The 15,573-nt window shown below is 41.8% G+C and carries 17 protein-coding genes; 3 read left to right on the top strand and 14 right to left on the bottom strand.

The features are described 5' to 3' along the window. Positions 1–76 precede the first annotated feature (76 nt). The gene (locus J9317_RS06835) at positions 77–256 is read left to right on the top strand and encodes a hypothetical protein (RefSeq protein ID WP_211557292.1); all 180 of its coding nucleotides are present in this window, start codon (positions 77–79) and stop codon (positions 254–256) included. Between the two features lie 85 nt (positions 257–341). Here J9317_RS06835 and J9317_RS06830 read toward each other — a convergent pair whose 3' ends face one another. The 6 genes from J9317_RS06830 to J9317_RS06805 all read right to left on the bottom strand — a co-directional run bounded on the left by J9317_RS06830 (position 342) and on the right by J9317_RS06805 (position 7,854). Beyond that, positions 342–1,166 (bottom strand): carbohydrate ABC transporter permease, encoded by an 825-nt coding sequence (locus J9317_RS06830; protein ID WP_211557290.1) that lies wholly within the window; start codon positions 1,164–1,166, stop codon positions 342–344. A 15-nt stretch (positions 1,167–1,181) separates the two neighbouring features. Further along, the gene (locus J9317_RS06825) at positions 1,182–2,084 is read right to left on the bottom strand and encodes a carbohydrate ABC transporter permease (protein WP_211557287.1); all 903 of its coding nucleotides are present in this window, start codon (positions 2,082–2,084) and stop codon (positions 1,182–1,184) included. 77 nt (positions 2,085–2,161) lie between these two features. Beyond that, positions 2,162–3,412 (bottom strand): ABC transporter substrate-binding protein, encoded by a 1,251-nt coding sequence (locus J9317_RS06820; RefSeq protein ID WP_211557285.1) that lies wholly within the window; start codon positions 3,410–3,412, stop codon positions 2,162–2,164. A gap of 15 nt (positions 3,413–3,427) precedes the next feature. Then, positions 3,428–5,551 carry an amylo-alpha-1,6-glucosidase gene (locus J9317_RS06815; RefSeq protein ID WP_211557278.1) on the bottom strand — a complete coding sequence of 708 codons (2,124 nt, stop codon included), beginning with the start codon at positions 5,549–5,551 and terminating at the stop codon, positions 3,428–3,430. Between the two features lie 86 nt (positions 5,552–5,637). After that, positions 5,638–6,654 carry a LacI family DNA-binding transcriptional regulator gene (locus J9317_RS06810; protein WP_211557277.1) on the bottom strand — a complete coding sequence of 339 codons (1,017 nt, stop codon included), beginning with the start codon at positions 6,652–6,654 and terminating at the stop codon, positions 5,638–5,640. Between the two features lie 246 nt (positions 6,655–6,900). Then, a complete protein-coding gene (locus tag J9317_RS06805) occupies positions 6,901–7,854 on the bottom strand; it encodes a diguanylate cyclase (RefSeq protein WP_211557276.1) in 954 nt (317 codons plus the stop codon). 387 nt (positions 7,855–8,241) lie between these two features. On the opposite strand from J9317_RS06805, the gene J9317_RS20560 reads away from it, so the two are divergent. Further along, positions 8,242–8,493: an NAD(P)H-dependent oxidoreductase gene (locus J9317_RS20560; RefSeq protein WP_249292032.1), complete on the top strand. Its 252-nt coding sequence runs from the start codon at positions 8,242–8,244 to the stop codon at positions 8,491–8,493. A gap of 251 nt (positions 8,494–8,744) precedes the next feature. Here J9317_RS20560 and J9317_RS06795 read toward each other — a convergent pair whose 3' ends face one another. The 6 genes from J9317_RS06795 to J9317_RS06770 form a co-directional block, all read right to left on the bottom strand. After that, positions 8,745–9,194, bottom strand: a complete 450-nt coding sequence (locus J9317_RS06795) for a hypothetical protein (protein ID WP_211557275.1) — start codon at positions 9,192–9,194, stop codon at positions 8,745–8,747. A 121-nt stretch (positions 9,195–9,315) separates the two neighbouring features. Beyond that, a complete protein-coding gene (locus J9317_RS06790; protein ID WP_211557274.1) occupies positions 9,316–9,768 on the bottom strand; it encodes a DMT family transporter in 453 nt (150 codons plus the stop codon). Positions 9,769–9,778: 10 nt separating this feature from the next. Then, a complete protein-coding gene (locus J9317_RS06785) occupies positions 9,779–10,207 on the bottom strand; it encodes a DMT family transporter (RefSeq protein ID WP_211557273.1) in 429 nt (142 codons plus the stop codon). 134 nt (positions 10,208–10,341) lie between these two features. Beyond that, entirely contained in the window at positions 10,342–10,656 is a 315-nt protein-coding gene (locus tag J9317_RS06780) for an ArsR/SmtB family transcription factor (protein WP_211557271.1), read from the bottom strand. A 432-nt stretch (positions 10,657–11,088) separates the two neighbouring features. Further along, positions 11,089–12,288: an MFS transporter gene (locus tag J9317_RS06775; RefSeq protein WP_211557268.1), complete on the bottom strand. Its 1,200-nt coding sequence runs from the start codon at positions 12,286–12,288 to the stop codon at positions 11,089–11,091. Positions 12,289–12,606: 318 nt separating this feature from the next. Further along, positions 12,607–13,116 carry a DinB family protein gene (locus J9317_RS06770; protein WP_211557266.1) on the bottom strand — a complete coding sequence of 170 codons (510 nt, stop codon included), beginning with the start codon at positions 13,114–13,116 and terminating at the stop codon, positions 12,607–12,609. 97 nt (positions 13,117–13,213) lie between these two features. Here J9317_RS06770 and J9317_RS06765 point away from each other — a divergent pair, with 97 nt between their 5' ends. After that, positions 13,214–13,651 (top strand): universal stress protein, encoded by a 438-nt coding sequence (locus tag J9317_RS06765; RefSeq protein WP_211557264.1) that lies wholly within the window; start codon positions 13,214–13,216, stop codon positions 13,649–13,651. A gap of 20 nt (positions 13,652–13,671) precedes the next feature. On the opposite strand, the gene J9317_RS06760 is transcribed toward J9317_RS06765, so the two are convergent. Next, complete coding sequence (locus J9317_RS06760) at positions 13,672–14,553, bottom strand: NAD-dependent epimerase/dehydratase family protein (protein WP_211557262.1); 882 nt, start codon at positions 14,551–14,553, stop codon at positions 13,672–13,674. Between the two features lie 23 nt (positions 14,554–14,576). After that, positions 14,577–15,503, bottom strand: coding sequence for an acetamidase/formamidase family protein (locus J9317_RS06755; RefSeq protein WP_211557258.1), 927 nt, complete (start codon positions 15,501–15,503; stop codon positions 14,577–14,579). Positions 15,504–15,573: the final 70 nt, after the last annotated feature.

The raw sequence follows: 15,573 nt of genomic DNA, 5'->3' as shown, positions 1-15,573 counted from the left end.
TGTCATTTGGGTCAGGCAGTCCTATAAGGATGACCTGTGAGGCATTCTGTTAAAAGGCCTTACGTGGAGTGTGCCGATGAGTATCGCTCAATGGTATATGGAGAAAAAAACGAAGCTGTTTAAATGGAAAAAATGGAACATCTTGTACACGTTCAGCTGTACCAGCTTTACGCTATTAACGATACGAGCACTTCATGCAGCAGTAAAAAAAATTGAAGCTTTTAAAAATGAACATGATCACAGCGAAAGAAGCTGACCAATAAGGTATTAAACCTTTTGGGTCAGCTTCTTTTTCGGTATTATGGAAAGGATAGTGGAGCAATCCAGTCTGCCATTAAGTCTTATTTTCCCCCTGTAAAGGATATTCCTTTAATAAAATACCGGTTAAAGAATCCGTACAGAAGCAAAACAGGAAGAGTAAATACCATTGATGCTGCCATAATATAGTTCCAGTAGGAAATATATTGACCTTTAAATGTATTAAGACCAAGCGGCAGCGTAAACATTGTTGGATCGGACATGATAATCAGCGGTCTCATAAAGTCGTTCCAGAAGCCCATGAAAACAAAGATTGCCTGGGCAGCAAGTGCAGGTTTTGCAAGCGGAAGCACGATCCGGAAGAAAACACCGAAACGGTTCAGACCATCAATCTCTGCAGCTTCTTCGAGTTCTTTAGGGAAGTTAATAAAGAACTGGCGCATCATAAAGATAAAGGTAACGTTGATCATCGCAGGGATAATCATTCCCTGATACGTATTAAGCCAGCCAAATTCCTTAAGTATTAAGTAGTTCGGAATCATTGTGACCTGAGCAGGGATCATCAAAATGGCAAGGATTAAAATAAACAGCGGCTTCTTTCCAGGAAAGCTCAGTCTTGCCAGAGCATAGCCCGCCATACTGTTGAACAGGAGATTCAGCAGGGTGCCGGCTACTCCGATGAATAAACTGTTAAAGAGCCATCTTGGAAATAGCTTTTGCTCAAGAAATATTTGCTTATAGTTATCAAATGTAAACTCTTTCGGGAAAAAATTGATGGATCCGCTCACGATTTCTCCAAGCGTTTTAAACGAAGAGCCGAGTGCCCATAGGAATGGGATAAGCGTGACGATTGCGTATAGGATAAGGATTGCATACAGCAAGAGTTTTCCAGGCTTGAATTTTTTCACTGACTGTCCCTCCTCTTAGTATAGTGATTCTTCTTTTGAAAATTTTCTTTGGATGAGTGTTGCGATCAGAATGACTAAGGCGAGTGCAAAAGCGATGGCGGCTGCATATCCCATCGTTCCCATGCTCTTAAATGCATATTGGTAAATAAGCAGAACCACTGTTAACGTGGAGTTGTTTGGCCCTCCAGAACCTCCTGAGAAAATGTATGATTGATCAAAAAGCTGGAATGTTCCAATCAGTCCCATGATTACGACAAATGAAGTGACAGGACGCAGATTCGGGACGGTAATAAATAAGAATTTCTGAAATACATTTGCGCCGTCCAGTTCAGCTGCTTCATACAATGATTCGGGAATATCCTGAAGTGCCGCCAGGTAAATGACCATGTAGAATGGGGCAGTCGACCAGATATTCATCATCATGATGGCATTCAATGCAATGGATGGATCTCCAATCCAATTGTAGCCAGGCAATCCGAAAATGGATAAAAATTTATTAAACAAACCGTTTTGGTTATACATCCACATGAAGATCAGCGTTAAAACAGCTGATGACGTTAATGTCGGAAGGAAGTAGATAATTCTGAAGAACTTCTGTCCTTTTATTCCGGCATTTAATGTAGCGGCCAGCACTAAGGCTAAGATTGTTTGGACCGGCACAACGATTATTACATATTTGAATGTATTCCAAAGGGCCATTTTCGCTTTTTCATCATTCATGATTTTCGTAAAATTATCAAAGCCGACGTATTGAAAGTCAGCTGCGCCGAGCAGCTGTACTTTGTGGAAGGCAAGGAAGATGGCATATAAAATAGGTCCGATGATAAACAAAAGCAGGACAAGCAATGTCGGACTCATAAATACATAACCTTGACCGGCTTCTCTTGCTTTTGCTTTTGAAAAGTTTCGATTGCTCATGTGTAAACCACTCCTTTTCCTTAATGAGCAGGAACAAAGAAAAGAGGATGGTCTCCTCTTTCCTTCTTTATTGCACCTTATTGGTTTTCAATTTCTTTATTGGCTTGCGTCTCAGCAGCTTTCAGTGCTTTATCAAGCGGCTGATCACCAAGGAAGGAGCTGATAAACTGATTATTAAAGTTATTGAAAATGATTGGCAGGTTGGTGTCATCTGCCCAAACTGTAGCATAAGGCGCTCCCGCTACTAGTGGTCCGCGGATTTCATCCTCAGCAAAACCGGATTTTTCTGCGACAGATTTCCGGCTTGGAAGTTCAAAACCTTTTGACGTCCATTTTTCCATTCCTTCTTTACCAGTGAGGTAAGATATCAATTCCCATGAAGCTTCTTTCTTTTCGGATGCTGCGTTCATTACGTAGGAAACGGTATAGGCCATCGTTCCTTTTTTACCGTCAATTTCAGGGAGCTCAGCTGTACCATACTCCAGTTCCGGGAAGGTTGCCTTCAAATATGGAATAGCCCAGTTTCCTTCAAATACAAATGCCGCTTTACCCTGACCGAACATTTCTCCTGTCCATGTTGCTCCTGTTTCTTTCGGTTCAGCTGCAGATTTTTCAACATTGTGCATATCCACAATCGGCTGCAAACTGTCTACTACTTTTTGATCCGCAAAGGTTGCTTTGTTATCCGTCGCTACTTTTCCGCCTTTTGCCTGAGCAATATGGTAAAGACGGGCAAGCTCTGGAGATGCTCCGAAACCGTATACCCCTTTTCCATTAGAAAGTTTTTTTGATGCAGCCTGGAACTCTTCCCATGTTTTAGGGACTTCAACGCCTGCTTCTTCCAGCATTTTTTTATTGTAGAACATCGCAAGTGTGGAATAGCCTTTAGGTACACCGTACGTTTTGCCTTCTTTTTGGAATGCTTTGATTAAAGGTTCCTCAAAATCCTTCAAATCGAAATCTTCTTTGATGTATTCATCAAGCGGCTGGACAGTCCCAGTGGAAATGAGACCGGGTGCTTCAAAAGCGTCCAGATAAAATACATCTGGTCCCTCTCCGCCAATCAGCCGGGTCTTAATCACATCCATATACTGATCAGCAATGGTTTCTCTCTTCACTTTGATATTTGGATGAGAGGATTCAAAATCTTTCAGGATTTCATCCAGGAGTTTTGTCTCTTCAGGAGAGGATCCCCACCCCGCAAGTGTGATTTCTGTCTTTTCACCATTTGATGCCGTCTTTTCTTTGTCTCCGCTGCATCCCGTAAGTGCCGTACCCAGCAGCAAGGCTGTCATACTCATTCCTGCAAGCATTTTTCTGATTTTCATATACCTATCCCCTTTTTATTTGTTTTGGACGGGTGAAGCGATTCCCGCAGTAACGACTTCAAAACCGGTCGTATTCTCTATTATTTCGCACTCTGTTGTTTCTCCTGAACGTCTGAGTGAAAGTGATAAAATTCCATTGCCAATTGAAATATTGCTGACTAGCAGTTCATTCATTTCATCTAATAGATTTGGAGACAAATCAATTTTTTTATTCAGACTATCCGGGAACAGTCCGAGAATGGATTGGATAAAAACGAGCGGTGTTCCCGCTGCCCATGCTTGAGGAGAGCATGCTACAGGGTATTTCACTGCTTTGCCTATCGATGCAGGGTATCCGCAGAACAATTCAGGAAGCCGTTCATATTCGAAATGATCTGCTGCCTTAATCAGCCCTGACATAACCGTTTTTGCATGGATTTGCTGTTTTAGCTTGCTCATGCCGATCAGGGTCATGCTATTGTCATGCGGCCATACGCTTCCATCGTGATAGCTCATCGGATTATATCCTGCTTCTCCTTCACCCATTGTCCTGATTCCAAATCCGGAAAACATCTTTTCTGAAGTAAGCATTTCCGCCACAGCATCCGCTCGATTTTTCTCAAGCATTCCTGAAAAAAGAACGTGGCCCGGGTTGGAGGTAATCGTTCCAACCTGTTCTTTATTTTGATCCAGCGCAATTGCGTAAAATTGCTTATCTTCCATCCAGAATTCTTTCTCGAATTTCTGTTTAAGCTCTTGGGCCTGGCGTTTCAATTCGGATGCTTTTTCTGCCTGTCCGAGCGCTTCAAGAATCTCAGCTATACCGATTTTAGCCTGATAAACATATCCTTGAACTTCAGCAAGAGCAATCGGAGTTTCTGCGTAATCCCCGTTTCGGTGAACAATCGAGTCTCCCGAGTCCTTCCAGCCTTGGTTCGCTATTCCCTTGCTTGACTCCTGATGGTATTCCACGAATAAGTCGCCATCGCGGTCCCCGTACTCATCAATCCATTTCAGGGCCTTATCGACACTGTCCATCAGTTCTTCTGCAAGCTTCAAATCACCAGTCCATTTTACGTACTCAGTCATCAGAATTAGATATAAAGGTGTTGCATCAATCGTTCCGTAGTAAGGAGTAAACGGGATTTGGTCCGTATTGGCAAGTTCGCCGAATCTCATTTCATGCATGATTTTCCCCGGTTGCTCATCCCGCCATGGATCCACCTTTGTGCCTTGTGTACTTGCCATTGTCTTCAATGTGCCCTTTGCTACTTCCGGGTTGAAGGCAAGCATTTGCAGCGCAGCTATTAAACTATCACGTCCAAATGGAACCCCAAACCACGGAAGGCCTGCGACCGGAAACATCCCATGCCCGATGTCAGTCATCAATACTCGTAAATCCGCCATTCCTCTGTCTACAAGTTTTTGCAAAGGTAAGAGATCTGTAGAAATGGAGGCGGAAGCGTTCTTCCACTCTTCATAAGAAGAGGTTAGTTTCTGCAAGGCTTTTTGCGGCTGAACAGCATTTGTTTTATCCTCGTCACCGGCTAAAGGCTCAACCATGATGGTAAAAGAATCCTCCTGGCCGTGTTCCAAATCGAAAACATAGGTAATCAGCCCATGCTCCTGAATTTCGCCAGGTTGCCGGTCCCAGGAAACTCTTGTAGCCCGCTTGATTTTATCAGAACCTTCATACATTATTTTGAAGGCGTTTTCATTGAATTCCTGGCCCGTTCTCTCTCCAACTTTACCTGTTTGAAATCCTCTTACTATGAACATATCGCTGAAATCTGCGTCAAAAGAAACTTCGATTGAGAATGAAACTGGCTTTGGAAAATAGTTTTTAAGACGAATGGTTTCATATAAAGTATCTTCAGATATAAAGCGCTCTCTTTCTAACTGAATGGATTCTCTCCAAAGTATTAATTCACCATTTTTCTCCATATGAGGGTTTGTGAGAAGAACTTTGGAGATCCGGTTGTCTGAACCATCTGATGAGAGAAGGATTGGCTTTTCCCCGTTAATTGTCAGCTCCAGCTTGCTTAAAAATCTGGTGTCTTTTGAGTAAAGTCCTAATCCGTAAGAATGGTTTCCTGTAATATCTCCGTTCGGTTCAGATAATAAAAATAGATCGTTTTCTTTGATTACAAGGTAGTCCATCTGTCTCCTCCTGGCTGAACCGAAACGTTTTGGAAAAAACCGAAACGTTTCGGATTTTAGGTGTAATAAATGCACTTAATGAATAGTTATTTAATTTTTGCAGTAGATTCCCTAATTTTAAGCTCAGTCTCCAGAATAATATGTGCAGGGGCTGTTTCTTTTTCAAGCATCTCAATCAGCTGCTGCGCGGCATGGAACCCAAGCTTTTGTTTGTTTTGTGCGATAGTGGTTAACCTTGGTGAAACGTAAGAAGAAAGCAATATGTCATCATAGCCGATAATCGATAAATTTTCAGGTACTCTCCTGCCGGATTTTCCAGCAGCCTTGATCGATCCTAACGCCATCAAGTCACTTGCGCAAAAAATAGCGGTAACCTCAGGGAAAGCATTCAAAAGTTTGAAAGTTACTGCTTCTGATTTTCCCTCTTCAAAGCTCCCATTTACCACCAGTTCTTCCCTGAAGGATAATCCCGCCGCCTCGGAAAGTGCGCGCTTATATCCTTCTAAGCGCTCCTGGCTTACAAAAGCTAAATCATGCCCGTTAACCATAGCAATGTTCTTATGTCCAAGCTCAATCAAATAACTTACGGCGCTTTTCGCACCAGCAATGTTATCAGTCGTAACAAACCCGACATTTTCTGTCTGAACGGGAATATCGATGAGTACACATGGGATGTTGCTTTCAACTACTTCCTGTAAATAAGGATCATCCGTCTTTATCCCCTGCACGATAACACCGTCTACCCGTCTCTCGCGGCACAGCTGTGCATATGTTTTTTCCCGCTGTTTCGTGGAATTTGTATTAAACAGTACCAGGTCGTAATCTGTTTCTGCTGCATACTGGTTAATGCCGGATAGAACTTCAAAGGTGAAATTGTCTTTAATGCTTTCTTTATTAAATCCAGAAACGAGCAATCCGATAGTTTTGGATTTGTTCATTACGAGACCTCTTGCGAGAATATTCGGGCTGTAATTCAGCTCTTTTGAAATTTCAATTATTTTCTTCCTGGTTCTTTCATTTACATCGGAATATCCGTTCAAGGCTCTAGAAACCGTTGTAACTGATACCCCCGCCGCTTTGGCAATATCTTTGATCGTCGTCAATCCAAAAACCTCCAAAACGTTTCGGATACCGTTTATGGGTCCATCATACTCTCGTTTGCAAGCGATTGCAACTGTTTTTTTTCATTAGTATCAGTTAAAATGCTCTGTTAATTTCCTCTGCTGATGTCTCCTCCCTTTCTCTCATCTGCATTCCATAACAGGCATTCACACGACCGAGCTGATTTATTAAAGTAATACAGAAAGCCGGTCGGGAAAATCTATTTCTCCCTGTCCGGCTTTTCATCTCTAAGCATTCGCTTTTGCTTTTTCATTCATTACCCGATTGCCGCCTAAATCTTTGGCAAGGTATAAAGCTTGGTCTGCCTCATCAATCAGTTCTTTATAGGCCGTGATTTCATCCTTACACCCGCCGGCAACCCCTATACTTATGGTTACCTTTGCTTTTTCCCCAGATTCACAAGGGATGTTCAGTTTCTCTACTTCGCTCCTAATTTCCTCTGCCAGCTGCACAACTTTCTTCTCATCATGGTTTTCAATAACGACGATAAATTCCTCTCCGCCATAACGGGCTGTTATGCCATTAAGCTTTTGGGATAAATCTTTCATGCATTCAGCTACTTGCTTTAAGCATTGATCACCTTTTACATGACCGTACGTATCATTGAATGCTTTAAAAGCGTCAATATCTGCCATCATAATAAAAATACGGTTATGATTCTTCTTTGGATTGTCCCATTTTTTTGAAATATAAGTGTGGAAGTATCTCCGGTTAAAAATCCCCGTCAGGGAGTCCAAGTCAGTCAGGCTTTTCAGCCGTTCATTTGTCTTTTCAAGCTGCCGAATAGCCTTCAGCAGTTCTTCTTCACGGTCGAGATCTGTTTTTCCAGAGGAGATGCGATTCAACCGGAAAAGCAGCTTGCTTTCCGTTATAGGTTTTACAAGGTAATCATTGGCTCCAGCACAATACAGCTGCTCTACCTTTTCAGAAGTCTCGTTTTCAAGAATGGCAATAATGCACCCATCCTCTTTAAGAAATCCCCTCTTGAGTTTAAGAATGACCTCCGCTGGGCTTTCGAGCCATATTTCCTCGGAAATCAATATGAGGTCGAATAAACTGCAGCCACTTTCTTTTTGATTAAAGGCTTCCGACATTGAAGACGCGGTAATAATCTCACTTAGCCAATCCAACCCTGTAATCGGTATTTTTGTTTCTTCATTTCCAATATGCAAAATCCTCATATCCTGCCACTCCCTTGCTGCCTATTACGCAAACAGACTCTTATCTTTGTATAACGTTTATATTATGTATTTGGATCATTCCATTTGAAAAATAATTGTTATTTACTATATATACCCAGTTTCGCCTCTTAATCTAACGGATTAATGTGCTTAATTTTTAAAATGCTGTTATCGCGACACTTGGCCGATTCCCATTCAATCGGCTTGATGGCTGCAAGGCGCTTTTATAGTCCGCCTGTGCCGCTCTCGATTGTTACTTTTAGGTACCTATTGAACTTTGAAGTAAAATATTACAGAAAATCCAAAGGCAATCTGAATTCAGCTTTATTCTAAACCATTCGGGAAACACTCAATGATCGTTTTGATGTTCAGGAGACCATTGTCCAAATGGGCTATGATCCAGAGGAAGAGATTTACAAATGGCAGCGGGCAGACGCTGTAATCTTCCAGACACCAATCTATTGGTTCAGCATCCCCGGCCTGTTTAAACATTCCATTGATCAAGTTTATATGGATAATATTTTCTTAAAGGCTCTGACTTCTATGGACAAGGCGGACAGTTTACGGAGAAGCATGATATGTTTTCAGTTACATCGAATGCGTATGAAAATGCATTTAATAAAGAAAATGATTTTTTGAAGGGAAAAGCGTAGATGAGACACTATATCATTTTCACAAAATGCAGGAATTCATGGGAATGAAACCCCTGCCAACATTCGCATGTTATGATGTAGTGAAAAATCCTCACGTTGATAAGATGCAGAGGGAATTAAGGGCGCATTTGAACCGGGTATTTTAGCAGAATTAAACAAGCTTAAGATATCTCAAGCTTGTTCTTTCATAATCGATCTTTGATGATATCATGGTCTTATAGAAAAGGCACAATACTGCTAAATCCAAACCCTTACTAGAATGGCGTCCTTCTTCATCTCAAAGGACTTCAGCTTTCCAAAAGGCACATTTTTTATTTTCTCCCAGGCATTTAAATCAAGTTTGATCATTTTCTGTCTATATTCTGCAAACGGAGGTTTATTCAATATCCCGCGGTTAATTAAGCTGATGTTTAAGGGCTTAACATCCTCAAGCTCCATTAGTATGGTTCTTCCTTCTAAACTAATAGGCTTCAGGGTAACACTGAACACGATATCCTTCTTCATCATCATTTTCGTTACGGTGATTCTCCCATGAAGAATGATGAGATGACCGACTATTTCCACCTTCACATCCTGAACGTCTTTCGCTTTCATTTGAATGGCTTTTTCAAGCATCTGACTCGTTATCGGTACTCCCAATCCATGTTCAGAAACAACGGCTAATCTTTCCTTGAACTTAGTAAACAACGTCATTTCTCCTCTCTTTAAACAGGCTAAAGAAGGAAACAAATACTTCACCGCCCTTATACGTTATGCCCATACATGCTTTTGTGGTCAAAAAAAGAAACCTCTTTTTTGAGGTTTCCGGTTATTTTGATGCTTTTTTATTCCCTTTAAAAATAAAGAACAAGGCCAGGATCATAAGCAGAACACCAGAACCACGGTCCCATTCAAACGGGATTTGTTTGCTTCCAAACCAGCCAAAGTGATCGACTAGCATACTCCCTCCCAGCTGTCCGATAACAGTCGCTATACTTGCAGCGGTTACGCCGATAAACGGCACAGAAAGAACTGTCAAAAACATATACGCCGTTCCGAGAATCGCACAAATAAGCTGCCACTTCGGAACTTCAACTATATTCAAAATGTTCCCTTCACCAAAGAAAACAACAATAACCGTTAAAAACATGAATCCTGTTAAAAATGTGAAGAATGATGTTTCGAATGTTCCGGTCTTCTTGCTGAATGCTCCATTTATGGAGGATTGCGCACTTAACGTTACTCCCCCAAAAAGAGCCAAAACCGCCATTATGATACTCATGATTTCCCTCCTAGAATATAAAGAACAGCGCAGCGCCCATACAGACAATCGCTGCAATTCGTTCCTTGCTGATCGTTATTTTTCCGCTCCCAAGCCAGCCGAAATGTTCGATGACCATGGAAGTGATCATTTGGCCAACAATAACCGAAACCATGGATACACCAATTCCTACGAAAGGAATACTTATGACAAGAATCGTTAAGTATACGGTCCCGAGCAATCCGCCTGTCAGGTTCCACTTTGGGGCTTTAAAAATATTCGACAGGTTTCCTTTCCCGAAAAATAATGTGATCAGCCCAAGAAGAATCGTTCCCATCATAAAAATATAATAGCTGCTCTCCAGTTCACCGATGACCGTTCCGAGCTGGCCTGCAATCGCCCCTTCGAATGCAAGGGAACCTCCTGCAAGTAATGCAGCCGTGTAAAATATAATTTTCATTCAACAATCTCCCATCTTTATATTTATATATCTAAAAATTTCGATATATAGGATAAAAATTATAGAGCTATTTGCAATAGCTCCCAGCAAGATTAACATGATGATCAGGAAGTGTCTATTATTCAGTATTTAAATCAAAGATCTTTCGAAATATATTTCGAGAGCTCCTGAATAAGCTCTTCATTCCTGCGATAATAGGTCCACTGGCCGTGCCGGACTGATTGAAGGAGGCCGGCTTTTTGCAGCATGGATAAATAATTCGAAACAGTGGACTGAGAAAGGTTTGCTTTTTCCTGAATATCCCCTACGCAAACTCCCCCCTGTTTATAAACCTCCTTTGGCAGATGAGCTTGCTTATTCTGAAAATGCTTCTCCGGTTCACGAAGCCACTCTAATATATTTAAACGTGTATCATTTGAAAGTGCTTTAAAAATGGTTAATAGGTCCATGGATTTTATTTTAATGGTTTTAAGCGGGAAGTCAAATACAGACCTCTTCTAACTAAAGGATTTATAATCTGCTGGAGAATTTAAATGCAGCAGTTCTAATTCACTTTTTTCCACACAGGCGCATCTCCCTCTAATAAACAAGACATTCCCCTGATCATCCACTACAGGCTTAATTAGTACAATGAGGTAAATATCAGGATTCAGTCTGGGAATCATATAATATACAACAGTCTTACCTCCCCATGCTCTTTTAAAGACATCTCAGTAAAAAAGGAGAACCTAAATATGACTAACAAAGGGGGCACTGCAGAAAACCTGCTGTGCCCCCTTTTAAATAATTGCTGACTTTTCAGGTGGATTTGCTGACTTTTTAATGATTTATGCTGAATTGACGGTCTTGACTCAAAAGTCTTCACCTGTATCCTAAGAAGCCTATGATTTAACCGGTACCCTCTTATTGTGTGTCTGTCTCTGCCACCCTATGGTGATAAACAGCGTTATTAGCAGCAGGACAAAACCAAGCATGAATGGATAGAGAATTTGTACATCATATAAAATCCCTGCTAGTGTTGGTCCTAAAATATTCCCGATGCTCATATAAGAATTGTTCAATCCCATTGCAAAGCCTTGTTCATTTCCAGCCATTTTAGAAATCAGTGTATTAAGCACAGGCCTTAAAATGGAGGTAGCCAGGAAAATGAGCAATGTGATGCCGAAGAAAAGCACGTAATCCTTCGCAAAGAGGCTAAAAAGAAATCCTGCAGCGGCTAATCCTATGAAAATGTTTAAGACAATTTGTTCGCCGAATTTCTGTACAATCCGATCCACAATAAAGAGTTGAACAATTACACTAATAATCCCTGTTGAGGTAATCATTAATGCAATTTCCTGAGGAGAGGCTCCGAATTGATTATCAACGAAAAGGCCAAGTACCGATTCATATGCCATTAAACCGAAACTCATAATTAGTGTGATAACAAGCGGAATGAAGTATGGCTTTCTAACAGACAGTGCCAGCTTTTTCAACATCGACTCTGTATCTGCATGGACGATTTGCTGATCCGGGTCTTGAATGGACTCGCTCTCTTTCAAAACCACAACGGAAAAAATAACAGCAGCCAGAGAGACAATCGCTGAGACGAGAAATGGCACCTTAAGGCCATAGTCAGCCAAAAACCCGCCAATTCCTGGTCCAATTACAATTCCCAGCGACATGGCGGCTGAGATATAGCTGTTTCCCTTTGCCCGCTGCTCAATGGTTGTAATATCTGCAATGTAAGCAAAAATAGCTGGAATCAATAGCGCTGCCCCGACTCCTCCGATAACCCGTGAGGCATATAGCCAAAGAATAGAATCCGTGGCGTAAAAGATGAACATGGACAAAGTAAGACCTGCGAGGCCATATACGATCATCTTTCTCCGTCCGTGCTGATCAGCCCATCTTCCTGCAATCGGAGAAAAAACGAGCTGTGCCCCGGCAAAAATGGCAATCATAAGACCGGCAGCCATGCCCCCCTGATTAATTGATTTTAAATAAGCTGGCAAAATCGGGATGATGATTCCAAAGCTGCCAATGGCAATAAACATGTTGATCATCAAAATAAAAAGCTGCTTTCGCTGATTTCCTGACATGGTGAAGATCCCTTCTTTCTAGGTCGAACTTGATGACTTTCTGCATGTTCCCCATAAAATAAAAAAGCCGCTATCAGATTCAGGATAGCAGGTCTTACAAAAGCAAAAAAGCGCATTCCTCCCTTAAGGAAGAAATTAAAAATCTTGCTTATGATTTATGGACACACTGATCCTATCCAGAAAAGAATTCGTCTCGTATACGAATGTTTTTAGAAATAGGATTAGCTGATCATGGCGATAGGGTCACCCTTCCATTATTTGTAGACTTTATGATACCTTATTCTTTTGTGCAAATCAACTTTTCAAACCGGCCCAGCTTCAATGTTTTTGTTCAATTAACCGTCCTTTATCTGCCGGAATGATAAGATCCGTATCTGCGGGAGTGTAGCCCAAATGACGGGCAATGGACACAATCTGTCCTTTGTGGTGGAATTCATGCGTCATCGTATGAGTCAGCAGCCAGAGAACGGACAGTTCTTCCTCTTCTTCCTGCCAGGACACCTTGCCTTTTAGCAATGTATAAGGGGCATCTTCATATTTTATTAGAAATTGAAGAACGAGCCGGTCCACCTTCTCAAATAAACGCCGCATCTCTTCAACATTCTTTATTTGTCCTTCTTTGATATCGGCATGCTCCTGTTTTAACCCGAATCTTTTCAGCCAGGATTGATAGCACATCGCAACATGTACATGCAGGTTCCTTATGGATCCCCATCCGAATGCTTCGAGCTCCTGTGTATAATGGCTCGAATCTAAACCTTCACAAAACTCGAACAGGAGCTCCCTTGTCTGCTTCACTAGCTTATACTGATTACTTAACATACTCATTTTTTTCCGCTCCTTAATAAGTAAAATTTCCGAATCCGTTTTGCAAAACTTTCCATGGGGAAAAGACCATTAAAAATCGGCTTGGGAGGGTATGCATATGATTACGGTTGTTTCTATAATAGTCGTTCCCTATGATCACTCTGAATCAAGCAAAAAAGCACTGGCGAAAGCTGCATCCCTTGCACAGGCAGATGAAAGAATTGAACTGAACATTATTACGGTTGTGGAACCTAATTCACCAGAAGCCTATTCGGATCTCCTCTCAGTAAAGGAAATTCGAGAGGATTTGCTAGCGGAAGCCAGAAAACATTTGGATGAGGCAAAAAGTAACCTGAGCTCGCTTCCGAACACCATTAAAACCGCTGTTCTTCTGGGGACGCCATCTTTATCAATTGTTGAATACGCTATACAGAAAGATGCTGAACTCATTATAATGGGAAGCCGCGGCCTTACAGAGCTGAAGGAATTGTTTTTAGGAAGCGTCAGTCATTACGTCAGTCAGAAATCACCGTGTCCTGTCTATATCGTTAAATAAGTGAACCTCCGCCGGATTCTTTACTTTTGAAAGAAACGGATTAATGGATCCAAAACCTCATGAAGGCTTGAGAACCTATAGCCCAGGCTCCGGGCCTTGACCGTATCAATGGACCAGGAGCCAGGAAGGGCGTAAGGGGATCCATTATCATCCGTTTGATTGCTTTCAATTAGTGGTTTCCTCTCAACAATCCTGCCAATTTTCTGGACAAGTTCATCTAAACTAATATCTTCACTGCATCCGGGGTTAATGCCACCTGCGAAATCGCTCTTTCCCACTTCAAAAAGAAAATCAGCAGCTTCCTCCGCGTGGATGAAGCTGTAGCGAAATTCCAGATGCGCCATTCCGATTGGCTTTGACTGCTTAATTCTATCCACATGAAATTTAAGCCTTTCAGTATAATCATCTTCTGATACTACGATTGGCATTCTAACCGCGGCTGTTTTAAAAGACCCATGTTGGAACAGGACAGCTTCAGCAGCCCGCTTTGCCTCCTGATAGCCTTCATATCCTTGATAACCAGACCTTTTCTTAAGCTGATAGGTGAAGGACATCGGGTTAAAACTCTCTTCCCTATGATTGGTTCCATATTCATAAACAGCTTGAGTAGAAGTGAAAATATACCGGCTGCATTTTCCCTTAAGAGTTACCGCTGCATCCCATGCTTCTTGTGAAGCTAAACACGATTGATCATAAACAAGATCCCAGCTTTTGCCCTCGAACGCGGTCATCATGGAATATTTATCTTCCCTGTCGATCTTCAATCGCTCCACTTGCTTTCCAAATCCGTCATCGTGTGAACCCCTCGTTGCAAGGGTCACCCGATCAGCGTTTTCTATTAACCGCTGAACCAATTTCCGGCCGAAATATTTAGTACCTCCGAGTACGAGAATTTCCCTCATTTGACATTTCTCCTATCTTGGCTTTAACTTAAAATTTTCTGCCCCTTTATAAGAATCTGTAAGTCATACTTATCTTCAACATACCTCAATGGCAGTTCCATTCTCGCGGTTTTATTCGGATCAACAACCTGGCAAATCTTTAAATCTCCTGCTAATGATAATAGGAAAATGGCTTCATCCTTTTCGAAATTCAGTTCGCTTACTAAAAACTCCGCCATATTTTTCACTGCCTGATTGGCTGCTTCGTCCAATTCCTTTTTGGATGCAATGGTCATGATGGCCGAATCATTTATCAGCATTGGCAACGGCAGTCTTTTGCCTTTTATAACATGGATTGTAACAGTTACTTCTCCCGCTGTTTCCACGCCGCACACCGCCACTTCACCATCTGCCATCGCTGCATGAAGATCACCGAGTGCAAGCAAGCCTCCTTCCACATTTACCGGAAGCAAAAGCGTGGCTCCTTCTTTAATCTCCTTGCAATCCATATTTCCGCCATGAAGATCAGGTGTTCCGCAGGAAATTTCTTCACTGGCAGGAGCCGTTCCAATAACTCCGATCATTTTATTGACTGGGACCTTGAGAGAATCATTCAAATAAGCATAATCATTCCTGATAGGGAGAATTCGGATTGAATTGGTATTAAGCTCCCCTCCCAGCACACCTAAATCAGGTCCCGTGACCATTACTCCATGGTCTGCAATCGTTATTTTCTCAATCGTGACTGATAGAATATCTCCCGGCTCCGCTCCTTCTACAAACACCGGTCCGGTAGCCGGATTAATCCGCTCCCAATTCAATGAATCAAACGCAGTATCCACAGAAGTGATTTGGTCCTCAAAACAGTCACACGTCTCAAACACCACTCTTTCTCCTGACTTAACCCTAAGAACAGGCTCCCGGTTCGGTCCCATGGCATATACTAAATGCTGTTTCCCTACTTTATTCATCTGCTTCACCCCTTCAACTACTATAATTACAGACTACTTTTCACAGCTGAAAATTTCAACTTTTCTGAAA

Origin of the sequence: Metabacillus flavus, assembly GCF_018283675.1 — a bacterium.
Taxonomy (GTDB): Bacteria; Bacillota; Bacilli; order Bacillales; family Bacillaceae; genus Metabacillus_B; species Metabacillus_B flavus.
The sequence above is the reverse complement of the archived record's forward strand: the minus strand, read 5'-3'. Positions and strand labels throughout refer to the sequence as shown.